We start from the raw sequence: 19,516 nt of genomic DNA, 5'->3' as shown, positions 1-19,516 counted from the left end.
CCCCTCCATCCATTTCAGCCGTTGCGGACACGCAGGGCACCTCGGCGGCAGGCATGAATCTGCTTTTTGACAGAAGAAGGCCCTGGCTGGACGGGGGAGACCAGCCAGGGCCGTAGGTGGTGACACGCGGAGGGCGGTCGCCTCGCGGCGAAAGGCTCCATGGGGCTTCAGCCGAACGATCTTCCCCATGGGCTATAGGTGAGGCCCGGGGACACTGTCCCCTCCGCAGCCACGTAGACAAGAACGGCCGACCCCTCCGCGTTGTTCCGCATCCACTCCCGCGCCGGGCGTGATCCACGTCACGCCCGGCTTCGGGGGCTCAGCCCTCGGACGCCTGGGCGATCAGCGTCTGCAACCGAAGGCCACGACGGGCGTCGAGCTCGCCGGAGACACCGGCGCGTACCGCGGTCGCGAACTCGCGGCGCAGCACGGGCCAACTCTCCTCGTGGTCGAGTTCGGAACTGTCGAAGATCAACTCCGGTCCGGAACCGTAGAGTTCGACGCGGGCGACACCCTGCGCCACGTTGACCGAACCGGACAGGGAAGCCTGGCTCACCGCGCCGTTCTCGTGCTCACAGGTGAGCTCGATCCAGCGGCGCGGATCCCCGGTCCCGCGTACTCGTGCGATCCGCCCCACGGACGCGTCGAGCAGGTCCAGGACATGCGGCCCCAGATCGAGTAGCGCGCCGTGTTCGAGCCGCCAGGGGGTCGCGAACGCACCGCTCAGGAAGGCGTCGCTGAGGAAGCACGCCCGCGCGCCGAGCACGTCCGCACCGAGGGCCGCCTCCAGGAACCGGCGCGTCTCGGGGTGGTAGCGGTTCGTCAGGGTGACCTGAGAGACGACCCCGGCCTCGCCGATCGCGTCCACCAGCTGCCGGGCCGCCCCGAGATCCTCGGCGATCGGCTTCTCCAGCAGCACGGCCTTGCCCGCCTTCGCGGCACGCACGGCGAGCTCGGCCTGAACGGCGGGCGGTACGGCGAACGCCACCGCCTCGCAGGAGTCGAGCAGTTCCTCGAACCGGGCGGCGACCGGGGCCCCGTACGGCGCCGCCGTCTCCTGGGCCGCCTCGGGGCGGCGCGCCCAGACCCCGGCGAGCTCGGTCTCGGGCCCGGCGGCCAGCACGCGCGCGTGCACCCCCCGCGCCCAGGGGCCGGCCCCGACGAGCCCGACCTTGACGGGCGGGTGCGACCACGGTGCGGCGGTACTGGTCACGGCAGGGTCCAATCCGTACGGGAGGCCGATACGGAGATCACTCTGCGGTTCCGTCCGCCGTACCGTCAACCAGGGTCAACGCCGCGTACGCGCCCTGTGCTCAGCGGAACACGTTGTCCGAGTCGTCCCAGTGCGCGAGTTCCTCCGCCGCCGCGTTCGGCCGGGGAGAGCGCGTCCTGGCCTGGTACATCGCGTCGATCTCGAAGGCGTAGTGCCGCACGATGTCGTCCCGGCGCAGTTTCATCGAGGGGGTCAGCAGGCCGTTGCTGAGGGCGAAGGGCTCCGCGAGGACCCGGAACACCCGGATCGACTCGGACCGCGACACCGTGCTGTTGGCGGCGGCGACGGCCCGGCCGATCTCCTCCCGCAGGGCGTTCTCCTCGCGGGCCTGGCGGTGCGGCGTGTCCTCCTGAAGGGCCAGCGACGCGCGCCAGTGGGCGAGAAAGTCCGGGTCGAGGGTGATCAGGGCGCCCACGCACGGCCGGTTGTCGCCCACGATCACCGCCTGGTGCACCAGCGGATGCATCCGCAGCCGCTGCTCCAGGGCGGCCGGAGCGACGCTCTTGCCGCTGCTGGTGATGATGATGTCCTTCTTGCGCCCGGTGATCGTCAGATACCCCTCCGTGTCCAGCCGCCCGATGTCCCCGGTCGCCAGCCAGCCGCCCCGCAGCGCCTCCCGGGTTCCGGCGTCGTCGTTGACGTACCCCTGGAAGACGGAGGCGCCGTACACCAGGATCTCCCCGTCCGCGGCGACCCGGATCTCGGTGCCGGGCAGGGGCTGCCCGACCGTCCCGAACTTCTCCCGGCCCACGGGCTGCGCGGTGACGCCGCCGCTGGTCTCGGTGAGGCCGTAGCCGTCGTGGACGAGGATGCCGATACCCGAGTAGAACAGGGCGAGTTCGCGGTTGAGGGGCGAGCCGCCGGACACCGCGCCGCACACCCGTCCGCCGAGGGCGGCACGGAGTTTGCGGTACACCGTCCGTTCGTAGAGGGCGTGTTGGAGCCGCAGGTCGAAACCGGGGCCGGAGCCCGTGCCCAGTCGCTGCCGCTCGACGGCAGTCGCGAAGTCCCGTGCGGTACCGACGGCCCGCTCGAACAGGGCGCCCCGGCCCGCCTTCTGGGCGGCGCGCAGGAAGTTCTTGTAGATCTTCTCGAACACGGACGGCACCGCGTACAGATACGTCGGCCGGAAGGAGAGCAGCGCCGCCGACAGCGCCTCCCCGCTCAGGTCGGGTTCATGGCCCATCAGCAGGCCGCCGCGCAGGCACAGGCCCTGGATCATCAGGCCGTACACGTGCGAGAAGGGCAGGAAGGCGAGGACCGTGGGCTGTACGCCGGGCGGCGCCGCCGTGTGTCTCCAGCCCGCGAGGAGGGTGTCGCAGGGGCTGGCCAGGCTGCGGTGGCTCAGGGCGCAGCCGCGGGGATGCCCGGTGGTGCCGGACGTGTAGGCGACCACCGCGGCCGAGTCGGGGAGCACGATCCGGCGCATCGAGTCGACCGTGGTCGTCGGCACCGGCCGTCCCAGTTCGACGAGTTGGGACAGGGCCCCGTCGTCGAGCTGCCACACGTTGCGCAGCAGGGGCAGCGAGGTGCACACCGAGCCGACGGTCATGAGGCCCTGTTCGTCCTCGACGACGATGGCACTGCACTGCGAGTCCGCGAGGATCCAGGCGACCTGGTCGCGCGAAGAGGTCGGATAGATCGGCACGACCTCGGCGCCCACCGCCCAGAGCGCGTAGCAGAGCACCGTCCACTCGTAGCGGGTGCGGGCCATGATGGCCACGCGGTGGCCCGGTGAGATGCCGGAGGCGATGAATCCCTTGGCCAGGTCGACGACCTCGTCCCGCAGTTCGGCGGCCGTCACCTGGGTCCAGACCTGTTCGGCCGGGTCGTGGCGGCGCGAGAGCTGCGGCAGGTTCGGTTCGCGGAGCGCCGTGTCGAAGACGCTGTCGGCGAGGCCGCCCGTCAGCGGTGCGGTGGTGGTGGGGGGAGCGAGGGCGAAGTCGCGCATGCGCTGCTCCTGGATCGTACTGATTGTGACCGCGCCGACCAGTGGAGTTATCGACGGTGAACGAATCTAGCTCAGGTGACGGGCTTTGTTGCCGGGAACTGTGAAGTCGTTTTCCGCGTGGAGGTTTCGGAAGTCGTTTTCCGCGAATCACCCCGCTTGCCCGAGGCCCAGGTCCGTTCACGGGCACGCACTCACGGTCTTCTGGCAGTGCTCGGGATGACCGGGGGCAGTCGGAACCAGTGGAAGACGGCGCGTTCGAACCACTCGGGGTCCCGGTCCTTGGCGGGAGCGTCCTCGAAGGTGTCCGGGAGGGGTGGCGCTATCCCCCCGCAGTGGAGCGCTGGACCGCAGGGGCGGTGTGCCCGGTGAAACGGTCGCCGTGGGCCCATCCGGCCTGCTCCCGCAGGTAGGCGACCAGGCTCGTGCGGAGATAGCGCTCGGCGGCGTGCACGGCCTCCCGGGCGCACCGTTTCCCCATCAGCACGCACAGGGTGTAGCCCGAGTCCTCGAAACTGTCCCGCGCCGAACGGTCGGACGGGGCCGCGAGCATGACGCGCTCCCACGCCCGGTACCTGTCCAGCTGTCGGGCGACCTCGGCTTTGGCGGGCAACAGCATGGTGCTGGTCCCCTTCCTCGTGACTCACTGCTTCTGCGTTCCTACGGCGAGACCTTCACTCATGGTGCATGGGCGACGACCCATCGTCTTGTTGGATCTTCAATCACCGCTGGTGGTGCTCGTGTTGCACGAATGGACTAGCGCTTCCACTCTGGAGCTGACTCAGAAGCGAACAGTGCTCACGCTTCGCGTTCGGGGCCCGGCCCCGCAGAGCGTGGAGGAACGTGGGCCCGCCGTGAGGAGCCAACGAAGATGAAGACCGCAGAGTCCTGCTACTACCACCTCGACGTGGAGGTCTGTCCCGAACGGGTCGGGCAGGTGGGCCGCATCCTGGCCGCCCACCTCCGGCTCTGGGGCCTGGAGCACCTTGCCGGGTCCGTCTGCCACGGCACGGAATCGCTGTTGCGCGCCATCGACGAGCACGCGACCGACAAGCAGGCGGTGATCGAGATGTGGTGGAACGGCCAGCACCTCATCACCGCCATCGCCGGGAACGACCGCGACCTGCGCCTGGAACAGGAACTCGGCGACTGCCTGGCGTGGATCGCCGCGGTGAGCGACGGCTGGGGCTGCTGTGCCACCGGTACCGGTGCCAAGGTCGTCTGGTTCTCACGCCGTGCCCTGGCCTGCGAAGGCGTTCCCCGGCTCCCGGTCCCGCCCGCACCGACCCTGCGGGAGGTGCGCCAGGTACCCCGAGCGGGCTCGGCAGACAGGGCACCGGGTGCTCTCGTGAACGCGTAGGGCGGCCCGCGGGCTCAGCGGGGGAGGCGCGCCGTCACCGTGAACTGCGCCCCGTCCGGATCGCGCAGCACCGCCTCGTACGGCACGGAACCGGAGTCGTACCGCAGGACGCTGCCGCCGTTGTCCTGCGCGGCCCCGACGCAGGCCGCCACGTCCTCGACCGCGAAGTGGACCTGCCAGTGCGGCCGGACGGTGGGGTCGGGCGCCGCCTCCAGCGCGCCCGAGACGATGCGGGCCACCACGTCCCCCCGGCTGCGCAGCACGACCTCGTCGCCCTCGTAGTGGACCTGGCAGCTGCCCGGCCGGTCCGACGCCCACTCCAGGATCTCGCCGTAGAAGATGGCCGCGTCGAACGCGTCGCGGGTGTGCAGCCGCACGAATGTCGGGGCCGCCCGACGCCAGGCCTCCCAGCCGGCGAGCAGCTCACCCTCCCAGATCCCGAAGATCGCCCCGTCGCGGTCGGCCAGCAGGGCTGCCCGGCCGGGCGGGAAGGAGAGCGGCCCGACCGCCGCCGTACCTCCGCGCTCGCGGACCCGCGCCACCGCGTCGTCCGCGCTCGGTACGGCGAAGTACGGGGTCCAGGCGACCACCATCTGCCAGACGGAGGCCACCGCGGCGATCCCCGCGACCGGCGTGCCGTCCGCCAGTGCGACCCGGAAGCGGTCGCCCAGGCGGGCCGAACGCCACCTCCAGCCCAGTACGGCGCTGTAGAACGCCTCGGTGGCCCGGGTGTCGCGGCTGGTCAGACTCACCCAGCAGGGTGCGCCGAACACGGAACGGGTCGAGGAGACGACGTCCGTCGCGCCGCGGGGATGTGTCGGGTGGTTCATGGCACTCATGTCCTGACTTCGTCGACCGGCAGGCACCGGTCGGGCACCAGTCTCCGACCGAACCCCGTCCCGGTGCCTGTCGACTACCCCGATCGGGTCTTTCGGCACCTGCGGAGCCGGTCCCGGGAGGGCGGGCCCTCAGCGGGCACCGGCGAGGATGTCCCCGTGCCGTGTCCGCCTCCCCCCGGCGTGTTCGACGGGCGGACCGGCGGACGATTCCTTGCCCTGCTTTGTGTGCTGTTCCTCGTTCTGATCCTCGTTCAGTTCCTCGCGTATGCGTGCGCAGCAGGTGCTGAGCAACCGGGAGACGTGCATCTGTGAGATGCTCAGCTGCGACGCGATCCGGCTCTGTGTCATCCCGCCGAAGAACCGCAGATAGAGGATGGTCCGCTCACGTTCGGGCAGAGCCCGAAGACACGGACCCACGGCCGTTCGGTCGACGATCAGGTCGAAACCGGGGTCGGTCCTGCCGACGGTGTCGGTGAGCGCGTACCCGTCGGTGCGCGGCAGCTCCGCCTCCAACGAGAGCACGGAGAAGCACTCCAGGGCCTCCATGCCGGTACGCACCTCGCTCTCGCTCAGTTGTGCGTGAGCGGCGATCTCGGCGACGGTCGGTGGCCGCCCCGAGATGGTGGCGGACAGTTCCCTGGAGGCGGTGCGCACCCGATTGCGCAGGTCCTGGACCCTCCGCGGCACATGCAGCGCCCACAGGTGGTCGCGGAAGTGGCGCTTGATCTCGCCGGTGACAGTGGGTACGGCGTAGGCCTCGAAGGCGGTGCCGCGCTCGGGGTCGTAGTGGTCGACCGCCTTGACGAGTCCGACGGCCGCGACCTGGTAGAGATCCTCCAGGGACTCTCCGCGCCCCCGGAAGCGGACCGCGATCCGCTCCGACATGGGCAACCAGGCCCGTACGAGGTCGTCCCGGAGGGCTTGGCGTTCGGGACCCTCGGGCAGCCGGGCGAGCCGCTCGAAGTCGGCGGCCGTGTCGGGGGCGTCGTCATGCGGATGTTGCTTCGATCTGGTGGCGACAAGCATCGCGCGCACCTTCTTCGCACTGGTGCTGTTGGACAGACACCGGGGGAGGGTGCGCTCACGGACCGGACGGAGGTCGGCCGAGATCCGGCGAACCGGTTCCCACGGGCGTGCCTCCAGTCCGAAGCACTGTCTGACGAGTTCCCGTTCCGGTCGACATGAAAACAAATCGACATAAAAAGTGACTCGCTGCTCTCGGCTGCTTTCCATGCGAATTCACCACAAGGTACATGACGCATGCATGTTCTTGACTCTTCCATTCCCTCCAGATGGCTCTTTACCTCTGACTCAGAGCTAATATCGATGTGTGGAACCAGTGACCTTCGCGGACGAACTGGCCGACACCCTCGTCGGGGTGCAGCGGCTGATCAGGCGCCGACTGCGCGGCGGGACGAGCATGCCCCGGCTGCGGGGCGCCGAGGTCGAACTGCTGCGCCTGGTCGAGGGCCGTCCCGGCATCGGCATCTCCGAAGCGGCCAAGGAGCTGTACCTGGCGGGGAACTCCGTGTCCACGCTGGTGAACCAGCTGGTCGGAGCCGGCTATCTGATCCGCGGCACGGACCCGGCCGACCGGCGGGCCGCCCGGCTGCTGCTCACCCCGGCGGCCGAGGCCCGTCTCGGGGAGTGGCGGCAACGGCGCACGGCCCTCGTACGGCGGCAGGTGTCCCGCCTCGACGACGCCGACCGGGAAGCCCTGCGGGCCGCACTCCCGGCCTTGCGGAAACTGGCCCGGAACCTGAGCGAGGAAACGGAGGAGACGTGACGTCCGCAAGGATCACGAAGGGCCCCGACGCCGTCAGCTGCACCGGTCTTGTGTACGCCTTCGGCGGGACCAGGGCCGTCGACGGACTCGATCTCGCCGTGCGGGAGGGCGAGGTGTTCGGGCTCCTCGGGCCCAACGGCGCGGGGAAGACCACGGCGATCCGCTGCGTCACCACACTCCTGCCGGTACCCGTCGGCACGGTCGGCGTCTTCGGTCATGACGCCGCCCGGGACCGGATGGCGGTGCGGCGGCTGCTCGGATACGTGCCGCAGCAGCTGTCCGCCGACTCCGGGCTCACCGGGCGCGAGAACGTCGTCCTGTTCGCCCGGGTCTTCGACGTCCCGCGCCGGGAACGCGCCGAGCGGGTCGGCCAGGCCCTCGCGGCGGTCGGCCTCACCGACGCGGCCGACCGGCTCGCCAAGACGTACTCCGGTGGCATGGTGCGTCGGCTCGAACTCGCCCAGGCGCTGGTCAGCGCGCCCCGGCTGCTCATCCTCGACGAACCGACGATCGGGCTGGACCCCATCGCGAGGACCGGCGTGTGGGAACACATCGACGCCGTGCGCGCCGCCACCGGTATGACCGTCCTGGTGACCACGCACTACATGGACGAGGCCGACCAGTACTGCGACCGCGTCGCCCTGATGCACCACGGCCGCATCCGCGCCCTCGGCACCCCCGACGAACTCCGGGCGGGCCTCGGCGAACGGCGCCGGGCCGAGGGCGCGTCCGACACCGCCCCGCCGCCCACGCTGGAGGACGTCTTCCGGGACGTCGCCGACAGTGGCCTCGACGACCGGTCAGGAGACTTCCGCGATGTCCGCAGCACCCGCCGCACCGCTTCCCGCGTCGGCTGAACCCGCCGCCCCGAACCTGCTGCTCGTACCGCCCCGGCCCAGAACGGGCTGGCGGCTGCTGCCCGCCCGGGTCGGCGCGATGTGCGCCGTCGAACTGCAGAAACTCCGCCACGACCGCACCGAGCTGTACACCAGGGCCGTCCAGCCCGCTCTCTGGCTGCTGATCTTCGGCGAGACCTTCACCCGGATCAAAGCGATTCCCACCGGCGGCATCCCCTACCTCGACTATCTGGCGCCCGGGATCATCGCCCAGTCCGCGATGTTCATCGCCATCTTCTACGGCATCATGATCATCTGGGAACGGGATGCCGGCATCCTCACCAAACTCCTCGTCACCCCGACCCCACGCGCGGCCCTCGTCACCGGCAAGGCCTTCGCGGCGGGCGTGAAGGCGCTGATCCAGGCCGTCGTCGTGATCGTCATAGCCGCCCTGCTCGGCGTGGCCCTGACCTGGAACCCGCTCAGGCTGCTCGGAGTCGCGGCGGCGGTCGTCCTCGGCTCCGCCTTCTTCTCGTGCCTGTCGATGACGATCGCCGGGATCGTGCTCACCCGCGACCGGCTCATGGGCATAGGGCAGGCCATCACCATGCCGCTCTTCTTCGGCTCCAACGCCCTCTACCCCGTCAGCGTGATGCCGGGCTGGCTCCAGACGGTCAGCAGGATCAACCCCCTGAGCTATCAGGTGAACGCCCTGCGCGGTCTCCTCCTCGGCACCCCGGCCGACCTCGCCGTCGACTTCGGAGTCCTGCTGCTCGCCGCCGTCCTCGGCATCGTCGCGGCCTCCTCACTCCTGGGCAGGCTGGCCCGCTGAACGCAGGTCACGACCATGCACCCGAACGTGATGTGCGGCACGCGCCCACCTGGTGTGGGACGGGCCTTCGCCGGATTTCCGCTGCACACCGCTTGATCAGTGATCAAGGGGAAGAATTCGCTGGCCACAGCGCATTCCGCTCATTTGACTGTGCGCCGGGCACAAGGATAGGAAGCAGCCATCCGAGGTCGAGAGGTGGACTGTGCACGAGCCGAACGTGGTCGGGGACTGGCACGAGTACGACGAGCATGCCGGCCTGCGTGTCCGCGTCCACCGTCTGGTGGCGGCCGAACCGCCGCGCGGGCGCGACGACGCAGCCGAGGGACTGACCTACTTCAGCCTCCGGGCGACGGTCGAGAACCGCGGCAACCGGCGTTTCGGCGTCCACCTGGAGGACGGCCAGATCGACATCCGGCTCGGCCCCGACGGTGAGGGTGCCTTCATCGACTGGCGGAGCTCGCAGTTCATCGAGGGCTTCGACGTCCACCCGCTGCGCCGCGCCACGGCCGTCCTGTACGCGGCCGGCCCGGAAGCCTCCCTCGCGCAGGTCGACGTACAGATCCAGCTGCGGGTCGAGGAGGAGTGGACCGGCCGGCACCTCTGGGCGGGCGGGATCGGCCTGCCCGAGGACTTCACCGGCGCCGGCGCACACCACGGCACGGTCCGGGACGGCGTGGCCCACCAGGTGAGCGACTTCCTCAAGGAGCAGCGGAACCTGAGGGAACAGCGGGACCAGAAGGGCCAGACGGAACCCACCTGAGCGACCGGCCGACCCGAACCGGCGTGCTGACAACGCTGCCGCCGGACGGGCTCAATCCGCTGCTCGTGACTTCGCGAGCCAGCGTGGCCTCCGTCGACCGTTGCTTCACTGACCTGCATAGATGTGCGCCAACGCGCCTCTGCTGAGCTCTGTTCCGGGCGGTTGCGCGGCGACAGAACCGTAGTTGAGGCCGTCCTGAGGCCGACGGGTATCGAAAAAGTGTCGGTGGAGCTTCTATCCGACCACCGTCTCGGCGAGTTCGAGACTGTGATGTGATGATTTTCCGGATCTGGGCCTTGTGGCGAGCGCGTCCGACGAGGGGCGTGAGCGCAGGGAAACGGCCCCGATGAGCTGCCCGAGCCTCTCGGTTGTAGTGCCGCCGACCTGGCCGCGACGGCACACACGGGCCGCTCAGCGTCGGGGCGGGTCGGGCTCTTTGCTCAGGGCTGCCGCATCTGGCCCACGGCTTGCGCGGCCGGAAGGCAACGACAGCGGGTCGGTGAATGCCGTGCCGAGGATGGCCAGGCTGTTGGGCAGGATCAGCGCGCCGCCGAGGCCGACGACCAGCTGCGCGGCGATCACCGTGGCGGTGGTGTCGGCGGTCGTGGCGAGCAGTCCTCCCGCGATCAACACCGCCACACCGACGCAGAACATCCGCTTGCGGCCGAGGAGATTGCCCAGCGTTCCGGCCGACCGCACCAGGCTGGCCACGGCCAGCGTGTACGCGCTGAGGATCCAGATCAGTGCGCTCGGGCCGACGTGCAGGTCGGCCTGGATCGCCGACAGCGCCGAGACCGAGGCGGTGATGAGCAGGGACGTCATCATCACGCCCAGGCACGTCGCCACTGGTATCAGAAGTTTCTTGCGCTGTACGGCAGTTCGCCCGCGGTTTCCTGCCCGAGGGCTGCCTCCCCTGCTGCCCGGCAGGCGGTCGGCTGCCGACACGGACCCGCCGGCCGAGGGGGCACGGTCCCTGATCATGGAGGTCCTTCCTCGTTCCCCGAGGGTGTGGAGGGAGTCGGTCGCGGGTGGAGTGACCCCCGAGACTCCGACACCTGGACGCTGGATGTTTCGTCATCCAGGAGAAGGGATCCATGGTGGTAAAGCGAAGGAATTTCCCGGACGAGTTCAAACGGGACGCGGTCGATCTCGTGCGTTCCTCGAAGGACCGCACTCTCACCGACATCGCCCGGGGCCTGGGCATCCATCTGGAAACCCTGCGGAAGTGGGTCCGCGAGGACGCCACCCGGCGTTCCCGGACGCTGGACAGCGGGGGTGATTCCAGTATGAGCGCCGACGAACAAGAGGAACTCAGGCGCCTGCGGCGGGAGAACGCCCGGCTGAAGGAGGACAACGAGATCCTCCGCAAAGCCGCCTTAGATTCAACCGGTCAAGGCAACACTCTCGGTTGGCGTGCGGAATCCCAGGCACTTGCGCGGACGGTTGTTGAGCTTCGTCGCGATGGCGTCGAGGCCGTCTTGGCTGAACGTCGACAGGTTCGTGCCTTTGGGCAGGTACTGCCGGAGCAGCTTGTTGGTGTTCTCGTTGGTGCCCCGTTGCCAAGGGCTGCGCGGGGCTGCGAAGGGCCGCTCGACAGGTGTCCCGACCGCCTTCGCAGTCCCGTCCCGGACTCGCTCCTGGGCCGGGTCCCAGTCGGCTTCGGTCGCGGTCCGGGAGAGCTCCGCCTCTTGGATCAGGCCGCTCGCGGTGAGACTCCACGAGATCCGCCCGGCACGGAGTGACGTAGTACTCGGCCCCACATGGACGCGTACTGGCGCCACAACGGCCCGCTCACGTACGTGATCCCGTGTCGGGCACAGATCTCGCGCACCTGCGAGGAGAGTTCGGCGTAGCGGTTGCTGGGCAGGTCGGGGAAGGCGTGGTGCTCGATCTGGTGGCTCAGGTTGCCGGTGAGGAGGTGGAGGAGGAAACCGCCCTCGATGTTCGCCGAGCCCTGGATCTGGCGCAGGTACCACTGGCCGCGCGTCTCGCCGTCGAGCTGCTCCTCCTCGTACGCGAAGGTCTGGACGTCACCCGGGAAGTGGCCGCAGAAGATCACGGTGTGCGCCCAGATGTTGCGGAGCCCGTTCGCGGTGACGTTGCCGACCAGGCAGGGCACTGCGGACGGGCCCGCGAGCAGGGGGAAGAGGACGTAGTCCTTGGCTGCCTGGCGCACGGCCTTCCGGGCCAGGCGGCCAAGGTCGCCGAGGAAGGCCCGCACGCTCTTGCGGCCTGACGGCACGGCGTCCGCCTCCAGGTCGTAGAGGGCGATGCCCCACTCGAAGACGGGGGCGAGCAGGGCGGTGTACAGCGGCTGGAGGAGGTGTACCGGGTGCCAGGGCTGGTCCGGGCTCATGCGCAGGATGGTGTAACCGAGGTCCCGGTCGAGGCCGACGACGTTGGTGTATGTGTGGTGCAGGTGGTTGTGGGTGTGCTTCCAGGCGTCGGCGGAGGTGAGGAAGTCCCACTCCCAGGCCGTGGAGTGGATCGCCGGGTCGCCCATCCAGTCCCACTGACCGTGCAGGATGTTGTGGCCCAGCTCCATGTTCTCCAGGATCTTGGCGGTGGTCAGCATCGCGGTGCCCGCGAGCCAGGCGGGCGGAAAGAGGGAGACGGCGAGGGCGGCACGGCCGCCGGCCTCCAGGCCGCGTTGGGTGGCGATCACGGTATGGATGTAGCGGGCGTCCTTCGCGCCGCGTGCGGCGACGACCTCGGCGCGGATCCGGTCCAACTCCCTTGCGAGCAGCTCCGTTTGATCTTCGAACGACTCAAGGGGGATGACAGGTACGGCAGTTGCGGACATCGAAGGCTCCTTCGAGGGCCTAGAGATCGAGGGCGAGCGGACCTGCCGCACCGTTGATGCAGGTCTGGATCAACTCGCCCGGTTCACCGTGCAGTTCACCGGTCCGCAGATCACAGACACGACCGTGGAGCAGTGGGACGAGGCAGCCGAAACAGATACCCCGGCGGCAGCCGTACGGCATCGCCACCCCTGCCGCCTCCCCGGCCTCCAGGAGGGGTACGGCCGCGGATGCCTCGGCCTCGACACCGCTGCGCTCGAACCGGACCCGGCCGCCCGGCGCTTCGGAGCCGGGCGGCAGCACGGGTGTCAGCCGGAAACGCTCCACACGCAGCCGCTCACCGGCCCCGGCCGCCGCCCAGTGCCGCTCCAGGGCGTCGAGCAGTCCGTCCGGACCGCAGGCCCAGGTCTCCCGGTCGTAGCGGTCCGGACAGAGCACGCCCATGTGCTCCGGGGCCAGTCGGCCCGCGGTACGGGTGTACCGCGTGTGGATGCTCAGCCAGGGCAACCGGGCCGCCAGCCCGGTCAGTTCGGCACGGAAGAGGAACTCGTCCGGGCCGGGCGCGCTGTGCAGGAGTACGACGTCGGGGGCGGGCCCGGGAAGGCGCCGGCGTGCCAGCGTGCGCAGCATCCCCGCCACCGGGGTGATGCCGCTGCCTGCCGTCACCATGAGTATCCGCGGCGGCAGCGTACCCTCCGGCAGCGTGAACTCGCCCTGTGCGGGGCCCAGTCGGAGCACCGTGCCGGGCCGGGTTCGGTGTACGAGATGGGGGGAGACCCGGCCGCCGGGTTGCTCCTTGACTGTGATCGTCAGGGTCCTTCCCGGCGCCTCGGGAGGTGAGGTGATCGAGTACGTACGCCAGTGCCGTACGCCGTCGATCTCCACCCCCACCGGCAGGTACTGCCCGGCCCGGTGTCCCGCCCAGCCGCGCCCGGGACGGATCTCCAGCGTGGCCGCCCCGCCGCACTCCGGCCGCACGGCGACCACCCGGCCCGCGGGATGGCGGGCGGACAGCAGCGGGTCGATCAGGCCGAGGTAGTCGTCCGGAGCGAGGGGACTCGCAAGCGGGCTCACGAGAGCACCCGCGATCCGGCCCGCCACCGTCGGCACACGGCCGCCGCCCCGGTCGGCGAAGCCGAGAAGAGCGGCGAGCAAGCGGGCCGACGGCGTCAGTGCGCGCAGAACCGGCATGTGAGGGAACCCTTCTCTCACCACAGGGCACACGCGGGGGCAGGGCGCGTCAGCTCGTCGGCTCGGCGGGCACGTTCCCGCATCATGTACTCGGGATCGCCTCGCTCACGTGCGTCGGCCCCTGGGTAGGGGCCGAAGCCGACGTCCCGCCAGAAAACCACAACGACACGGCCCACGGGGGACACGGAATCAGATTCCGCCACCCCAGCCGTCCCTTCGGCCACTCACGCCGAACGACACGGGTGATCGCGCCCGGCGCATGCGGAAGACCTCGGAAGCAAGGCGTACGAAGTCCGCGGCCGTCTGCCGCACCATGGCCGAATCCCGCGACCGCGCGGGCAGCCAGGACGGCGATCCGGTCACCTCCCTGACTCCGCACGCGCCGATTCCGGCCGCTGAGGCCGGCTACTCGGGCCGTTGGGTGCGGTCGTTGTGGGCGAGGCCGTCCGGATGGTCCTCCGTGCGCTCGCCGAGAGGAAGAACCAGTACGCGGAAGGTCGTCGGGCCGGGCAGGCGCTCGATCCGCCCCACGTCCTGCCAGCCCCAGCCCTTGAGGACGGCGAGGGTCCACCGGGCGGACTGATCCACCAGCGTGACGCCCAGCGAGGCCTGGTGGTCGGTGAGCAGGCGCTCCTGCATCCGGCGGGCGAGCCCGCGGGCGTGCTGGTGCGGATGGACGACGGTCTCCAGGATCGCGAACACATGCCCGGACGCGGTCAGTTGCTCCAGGTTCTGCGGCAGTGGTCCATCGAAGCCCTGCCACCAGGACCCGTCGCGTGGCACGGAGAAACCGCAGACGGACCCAGTCAGGGTCTCCGCCTCGGCGACCAGCATGTCGAATCCCGGCAGTTTCACGTCTTCCGCCAGACGCTGCAGGAACTTCTGCCGGTCGTGGAACTCCTCACCGGACTCGGCGTCGGAGGACTCCACGTACAGATCCGCCAGGTCCTCCCGCAGGCCCTCGGCCTGCCAGCGGTTCAGCCGGCGCAACCGCACTGTGTCGAGGCCGAGACGCTCTGGGCCTTCGGGTTCGTGTCGTTGCCGCTGGGTGTGCATGAGATGCCTCCGTTTCAGGAGACCGGCAGATGTGACGGGAGCGTCATCGCGGCCGATGGGCGGTGCTGCGCTGAGGTTCGGGACGTCTCTACACCAGCATAGTCCCGGATCGGCTTCCCGGCAGGGCCCGTTGGGGAGCACGGGCGGTGTCTCCCAGATGCACCTGCACCGCCTGATCACCCGCACCTGTGCCCACGGTGGCGCGTCGACTGTGGCGCGGAGTGGGTCCGACGGTCAGGCCGGGTAGGAATTCGGAGTCGTCGATGAAGGCCCGGGCCACGTCGGAGAGGCGTCGGTTGTGGGAGCGGGCGTAGCCGCGCAGGGCGGTGAAGGCCTGTTCCATGTCGATGTTCTGACGTTCGGCGAGTTTGCCCTTGGCCTGTTCGATCAGTACGCGGCTGTTCAGCGCGGTCTGGAGCTGTTCGTTGAGGACGTTGCTGCGGTGGATGGAGCGTTGTTGCAGGAGGCTGATGGTGGCCGCGTCGGCCAGCGCCTGCGCGATGAGTGTGCCCGTCGGGTCGAAGGGGCCGGGCTCGGCACGGAACAGGTTCAGGGCGCCGACGACCTCGTCCCGCAGCCGCATCGGCAGCGCCTGGACGGCGGAGAAGCCGCTGCGCTTGGCGGCGCTGGCGAACCGCGGCCAGTCCTCGACCTCCCGGGTCAGGTCGGGGACGAGCACCGGGGTGCCGGTGCGGTAGCACTCCAGGCAGGGGCCCTCGTCGCTCTGCAGCTGGAACAGCTCCAGCAGACGCACCCGTTCGTCCGAGGCGCCGATCACCCGCAGTTCACCGTGACGTTCCGCGAGCAGTGCACCGGCCGCGTCGGCGCCGAGTATCGCCGCACAGCGGTCGGTGAGCAGGCGCAGGAAGTCGGTCAGGTCGAAGTCGGCGACCAGGTTGTCCGCCAACTCGACGAACGTCTTGGCCAGGAGCTGCTGATTCATCGTGTCACCCTCGATAGAGACTATTCATGTCAAAAGGTGGCGGAAAGGCCAGGTGGTTCATCGGTCGGCGCCTGTGCGTCGGCGAGTCGGCGTCCCCGCACGTGGGCATGGGAACGGAGCCGTGGTCTGCCCGGACTTGGCGGCGCAGGGGCTTCGACACGGGCGGCCGGGTGTGGGAGTCCGTGATTTCCGCCGTGTGCACGTGTTCGACGCGTGGCGTCATGACTGCTGACTTCCGTCCTTGAGCAGGCGGGTTTCGCTGTCATCGCAGGTGCCTGACACCGCCGGATCCCGCGGGCGTGTCCTGGTCCGTGTCCAACGCGCGCACGGCCGCGATGACGCTGCCGCGGTCCAGTTCGACCTCTGACTCGGCCAGTCCCTGTCCGACCGCGCAGGCACCGGTGAGGTCGGCGAGGGACAACAGCGCCGCCACCGGGCGGTTCTCGGCGATGTAGGAGGCGCTGAAGGTGTGGATGCGCCGTTCCAGCGCCGCCTGGGCCAGGAGTTCGACCAGCGCGGTCGCCAGCCCGACCCGGCGCCAGGCCGGGTCCACCGCGACGGCGACCTCCGCGACACCGTCGGCCACCTGCTCGTAGCGTGCGATGCCGATGCCCTTTCCGGAGGCAGCTTCCGCGGCGACGAGGGCGAATCGGAGGTTGTAGTCCAGCGTCGTGAGCCGGGTCAGCAGTTCCGGTGTGAGGCGTGGCGGACCGCCCAGGAAACGTCGGCGCAGTGTTTCGGCGTCCGCCGACCGGATCGCCGCGGCCAGGGCCGGTGCGTCGGACGGCACGATCGGCCGGATCGCGGCGCGTCGGCCGTCACTGAGCCGCAGTTCGCGTTCGTACGCGAGCGGGTAGCCCGGTGGTACGTCGGCGGGATGGGGTGGAAGAGTCATCGGTGCTCCGTGTCCGCAGGACCGCCCTGTCGGCGCGGAAATCCTTCCCCCGCGAGGTGACTCCATCGTGGGATGTCCGTCCTCGGTTCGTCTTGGGCCGGTGAGCCCCCGCACGGTGCCGTTGGTCCCCTTGCGGGGGCTCACCGGAGCCGCAGTATGGGGGTATGGAGGAGCCATCGGACTCGGGGGCGTGGCGCACCCCGGCGAAGTACGTGACGTCGCCTCACATGAACGCGACCGACGACATTGTCGACAACGCCCTTCACCGCCCCGACCGCGAGGCGTTCGCCCGCAAGGTCGACGGTGTCTGGCGGACTGTTACCTCCAGGGAGTTCGCCGACGAGGTCCGGGCGCTGGCCGCGGGCTTGATGGCGACCGGGATCGCGCCGGGCGACCGGATCGCGCTGATGGCGGCTTCCCGCTACGAATGGATGCTGTGCGACTTCGCGATCTGGACCGCGGCGGCGGTCAGCGTGCCCGTGTACGAGACCTCGTCCCCGGTGCAGGTCGCGTGGATCCTGCGCGACAGCGGTGCCGTGGCCGCGTTCGTCGAGGACGAGGGGCGGGAACGCGTCCTGGCCGAGGCCGGGGTGGCAGCGGTGGGCCAGGTGTGGCGGATGGACGAGGGGCTCGGGCACCTCGTCGAGCTGGGCCGATCGGTCCCCCCGGAACGGGTCGAGCGGCGGCGGCGTGCGGTCGGCGCCGACGGGCTGGCGACCATCGTCTACACCTCCGGCACGACCGGCACGCCCAGAGGCTGCCTGATCAGCCACGGCAATCTGGTCGCCGAGGTGCGCAACGTCGCCCTCGCCGACGGGATCGGGGAGAAGGTCCTGACCGAACACACCATGATCCTGATGTTCCTGCCGCCGGCGCACGTTCTGGCGCGGGTCGTCGGGCTCGCCGCCGTGCACAACGGCGCGCAGGTCGCGCACACCAGCGACCTCAAGAACCTCCCCACCGAACTGCGGTCCTACCGGCCCACGTTGCTGCTGGCCGTCCCGCGGGTGTTCGAGAAACTGCGCAACACCGCTCAGCGCACGGCCGTGGAGGGCGGGCACGCGAGATTGTTCCGTGCCGCCGAAGCCACCGCTGTCGCTTACAGCAAGTCCCTGGACCACGGCGGTCCCGGCCTGTGGCTGCGCGGCAGGCGCCGGGTGTTCGACCGGCTGGTGTTCAGGAAGCTGCGGGCCGCGCTGGGGGGACGGGTCGCCTACGCGTGCAGCGGCGGCGCGCCCCTGGGAGCCCGCCTCGGGCACTTCTGGCGCGGCGCCGGAGTCACCGTCCTGGAGGGCTGGGGGCTGACCGAAACCACCTCAGGAGTGACCCTCAACCTCCCGGCCGCCCAGCGTGTCGGCAGCGTCGGCCGCCCGCTGCCCGGCTGCGCGGTACGCATCGGTCCCGGGGACGAAGTGCTCGTGAAGGGCCCGAACGTCTTCGGTGGCTACCTGCACGACAAGCAGGCCACGGACGAGGCGTTCGACTCCGACGGCTGGTTCCGCACCGGTGACGTGGGCGAGTTGGACGACGGGTATCTGACCATCACCGGCCGCAAGAAGGACCTCATCATCACCGCCGTCGGTAAGAATGTCGCCCCCGCTCCGCTGGAGGACCGGCTCCGGGCCCACTGGCTGATCGACCAGTGCGTGCTCGTCGGCGACCAACGGCCCTACATCGGTGCGCTCATCACCCTCGACCCCGAATTCCTCACCCGGTGGAAGCTCGAACACGGCCGGCCGCGAGCGGCCGACATCAAGGAAATCCGCCACGACCCGGAACTCAGGTCGGCCATCCAGGCCGCTGTGGACGAGGCCAACCGGACGGTGTCCGCGGCCGAGAGCATCAGGAGATTCCGCATCCTGAGCCGAGCGTTCGTCGTCGGTGAGGAACTGACACACTCGCAGAAAGTGCGGCGCGGATACGTGGTCACCAAGTTCGCGGCGGACATCGAGGCGCTCTACGCACCGGACCGACCGAAGGCCTGAGGATGCCGCGGCAATCGCAACCGGGAACGGATGTCTGATTTTCGTCAAACGGTCAGTGGGATTCCGGGTTCGTGGCAGGTGACCGTCGCGGGCCATGGCCAGCAGGACGTCGATGTGACGCCGGACGAGGCGGAGAAAGCCGATCGCTCTGCGCCCTTCACGCTCATCCCGCACAACAAGGTTCTCGCGGCCGTCACGATCGCACTGGTCGGCGCGCTGGGCTTCGCCACGGTCTCGACGTCGCAGCGGCACGTAACGGCTCGGCGGACGCGATTTCGTGGCAGGCCCCGGCTGTACGTCCCGACCGGGGCGGCACCCGCACAGCCCGATGCCAAGGCCTTTCACAGGCTGGCCAAGTACCTTGGTCCCGCCGGGTGTTCAAACCAAGACCCATCTGGTGTCCAGCAACGCCGGAAAGGGAATTCGCTGCGGGCAGGTTCGGTTCCCGTCCTTGAGTAGGCGCGATCCTGCTGGGCCCCATTGAGGCCGAGTTGAGGCCGCAAGGAAAAGAACAGACTGACAAGGACTGCGGAACTCCTACATGGATAAACCTGTCTGACCTGCGAAAAAATCAAGGAAGAGCGTTGATCGGCAAGGACTGCCAAGATCCTCAAAGGACTCATAATCCGTCGGCCGTGGGTTCGAGTCCCACCCGTCCCACCTGCGCAGGGCTCTGACCTGCGGAAACGTTCATTTGCGGGTGTCGGAGCGTCAACTTTGCCTGAACGGGCCGAATCTGCTGCTCGTGAGTTCGGCCTGATTGCCGGTGTTGATAGTGTGAACGTCCACTGGCCTGCACGGATGTTCCAGTTCGTAGCGGTTGAACCTTGCGGTATATGGCTCCTGCGGCTGGTTGGGTACTGGATTCTGGACGCCGGCTGGACGCGAGGAAACCGGAAGGGGCCGCTCCGGCACCGTTCCATCCACTCTGCCCAGGGGCGCAGCAGGGTAGGCGCGGTGTGGTGGCGACGGGGCTCGCCTGGATCGTGCCGTTGCCGACGTGGCCGGTCG

At 69.6% G+C, this 19,516-nt stretch carries 17 protein-coding genes and 3 pseudogenes; 8 read left to right on the top strand and 12 right to left on the bottom strand.

From position 1 onward, the window contains the following. Positions 1-319: 319 nt before the first annotated feature. The 3 genes from OG595_RS02535 to OG595_RS02525 all read right to left on the bottom strand — a co-directional run bounded on the left by OG595_RS02535 (position 320) and on the right by OG595_RS02525 (position 3,840). Complete coding sequence (locus OG595_RS02535; protein ID WP_329267286.1) at positions 320-1,213, bottom strand: Gfo/Idh/MocA family protein; 894 nt, start codon at positions 1,211-1,213, stop codon at positions 320-322. A gap of 100 nt (positions 1,214-1,313) precedes the next feature. Next, positions 1,314-3,224, bottom strand: a complete 1,911-nt coding sequence (locus OG595_RS02530) for an AMP-dependent synthetase/ligase (protein ID WP_329267284.1) — start codon at positions 3,222-3,224, stop codon at positions 1,314-1,316. Between the two features lie 319 nt (positions 3,225-3,543). Continuing rightward, complete coding sequence (locus OG595_RS02525; protein WP_329267282.1) at positions 3,544-3,840, bottom strand: DUF5133 domain-containing protein; 297 nt, start codon at positions 3,838-3,840, stop codon at positions 3,544-3,546. A gap of 252 nt (positions 3,841-4,092) precedes the next feature. Between OG595_RS02525 and OG595_RS02520 the strand changes: the two genes are divergently transcribed. Then, the gene (locus OG595_RS02520; protein ID WP_329267280.1) at positions 4,093-4,581 is read left to right on the top strand and encodes a pep a2; all 489 of its coding nucleotides are present in this window, start codon (positions 4,093-4,095) and stop codon (positions 4,579-4,581) included. A gap of 14 nt (positions 4,582-4,595) precedes the next feature. On the opposite strand, the gene OG595_RS02515 is transcribed toward OG595_RS02520, so the two are convergent. Both OG595_RS02515 and OG595_RS02510 read right to left on the bottom strand, forming a co-directional pair. Then, positions 4,596-5,411, bottom strand: coding sequence for a VOC family protein (locus OG595_RS02515; RefSeq protein ID WP_329282591.1), 816 nt, complete (start codon positions 5,409-5,411; stop codon positions 4,596-4,598). 138 nt (positions 5,412-5,549) lie between these two features. Continuing rightward, positions 5,550-6,446 (bottom strand): SigB/SigF/SigG family RNA polymerase sigma factor, encoded by an 897-nt coding sequence (locus tag OG595_RS02510; protein ID WP_329267278.1) that lies wholly within the window; start codon positions 6,444-6,446, stop codon positions 5,550-5,552. A 304-nt stretch (positions 6,447-6,750) separates the two neighbouring features. On the opposite strand from OG595_RS02510, the gene OG595_RS02505 reads away from it, so the two are divergent. From OG595_RS02505 to OG595_RS02490, 4 genes are all read left to right on the top strand, one after another. Further along, positions 6,751-7,206, top strand: coding sequence for a MarR family winged helix-turn-helix transcriptional regulator (locus OG595_RS02505; protein ID WP_329267276.1), 456 nt, complete (start codon positions 6,751-6,753; stop codon positions 7,204-7,206). Next, complete coding sequence (locus tag OG595_RS02500) at positions 7,203-8,063, top strand: ATP-binding cassette domain-containing protein (protein ID WP_329267274.1); 861 nt, start codon at positions 7,203-7,205, stop codon at positions 8,061-8,063. Before OG595_RS02505 ends, OG595_RS02500 begins: the two co-directional genes overlap by 4 nt. After that, positions 8,023-8,874, top strand: a complete 852-nt coding sequence (locus OG595_RS02495) for an ABC transporter permease (RefSeq protein ID WP_329267272.1) — start codon at positions 8,023-8,025, stop codon at positions 8,872-8,874. The genes OG595_RS02500 and OG595_RS02495 overlap by 41 nt, the downstream gene beginning before the upstream one ends. Before the next feature lie 202 nt (positions 8,875-9,076). Further along, on the top strand, positions 9,077-9,634 hold the full coding sequence (locus OG595_RS02490; protein WP_329267270.1) for a hypothetical protein: 558 nt from the start codon (positions 9,077-9,079) through the stop codon (positions 9,632-9,634). A gap of 411 nt (positions 9,635-10,045) precedes the next feature. Here OG595_RS02490 and OG595_RS02485 read toward each other — a convergent pair whose 3' ends face one another. Next, entirely contained in the window at positions 10,046-10,480 is a 435-nt protein-coding gene (locus OG595_RS02485; protein WP_329267268.1) for an MFS transporter, read from the bottom strand. A gap of 248 nt (positions 10,481-10,728) precedes the next feature. Between OG595_RS02485 and OG595_RS45275 the strand changes: the two are divergent. Beyond that, a pseudogene (locus OG595_RS45275) lies at positions 10,729-10,959 on the top strand (transposase); the annotation flags it as partial. Positions 10,960-11,016: 57 nt separating this feature from the next. Here OG595_RS45275 and OG595_RS02480 read toward each other — a convergent pair. The 6 genes and pseudogenes from OG595_RS02480 to OG595_RS02455 all read right to left on the bottom strand — a co-directional run. Next, a pseudogene (locus OG595_RS02480) lies at positions 11,017-11,217 on the bottom strand (transposase); the annotation flags it as partial. A gap of 110 nt (positions 11,218-11,327) precedes the next feature. Beyond that, complete coding sequence (locus OG595_RS02475; RefSeq protein WP_329267266.1) at positions 11,328-12,437, bottom strand: fatty acid desaturase family protein; 1,110 nt, start codon at positions 12,435-12,437, stop codon at positions 11,328-11,330. Positions 12,438-12,456: 19 nt separating this feature from the next. Further along, positions 12,457-13,626 carry a ferredoxin reductase gene (locus OG595_RS02470; RefSeq protein ID WP_329267264.1) on the bottom strand — a complete coding sequence of 390 codons (1,170 nt, stop codon included), beginning with the start codon at positions 13,624-13,626 and terminating at the stop codon, positions 12,457-12,459. A gap of 405 nt (positions 13,627-14,031) precedes the next feature. Continuing rightward, positions 14,032-14,682 (bottom strand): hypothetical protein, encoded by a 651-nt coding sequence (locus tag OG595_RS02465; protein ID WP_329267262.1) that lies wholly within the window; start codon positions 14,680-14,682, stop codon positions 14,032-14,034. A gap of 235 nt (positions 14,683-14,917) precedes the next feature. Further along, a pseudogene (locus OG595_RS02460) lies at positions 14,918-15,625 on the bottom strand (ANTAR domain-containing protein); the annotation flags it as partial. A 262-nt stretch (positions 15,626-15,887) separates the two neighbouring features. Next, on the bottom strand, positions 15,888-16,520 hold the full coding sequence (locus OG595_RS02455; protein ID WP_329267259.1) for a GNAT family N-acetyltransferase: 633 nt from the start codon (positions 16,518-16,520) through the stop codon (positions 15,888-15,890). Between the two features lie 164 nt (positions 16,521-16,684). Here OG595_RS02455 and OG595_RS02450 point away from each other — a divergent pair, with 164 nt between their 5' ends. Both OG595_RS02450 and OG595_RS02445 read left to right on the top strand, forming a co-directional pair. Further along, positions 16,685-18,505 (top strand): AMP-dependent synthetase/ligase, encoded by a 1,821-nt coding sequence (locus OG595_RS02450; protein WP_329267257.1) that lies wholly within the window; start codon positions 16,685-16,687, stop codon positions 18,503-18,505. Between the two features lie 30 nt (positions 18,506-18,535). After that, positions 18,536-18,964, top strand: a complete 429-nt coding sequence (locus OG595_RS02445; protein ID WP_329283638.1) for a hypothetical protein — start codon at positions 18,536-18,538, stop codon at positions 18,962-18,964. The last annotated feature ends 552 nt before the right edge of the window (positions 18,965-19,516 follow it).

The organism is Streptomyces sp. NBC_01451 (assembly GCF_036227485.1).
GTDB lineage: Bacteria > Actinomycetota > Actinomycetes > Streptomycetales > Streptomycetaceae > Streptomyces.
Note: the sequence above shows the minus strand (reverse complement) of the source record. Positions and strands in the feature narration are given on the sequence as shown.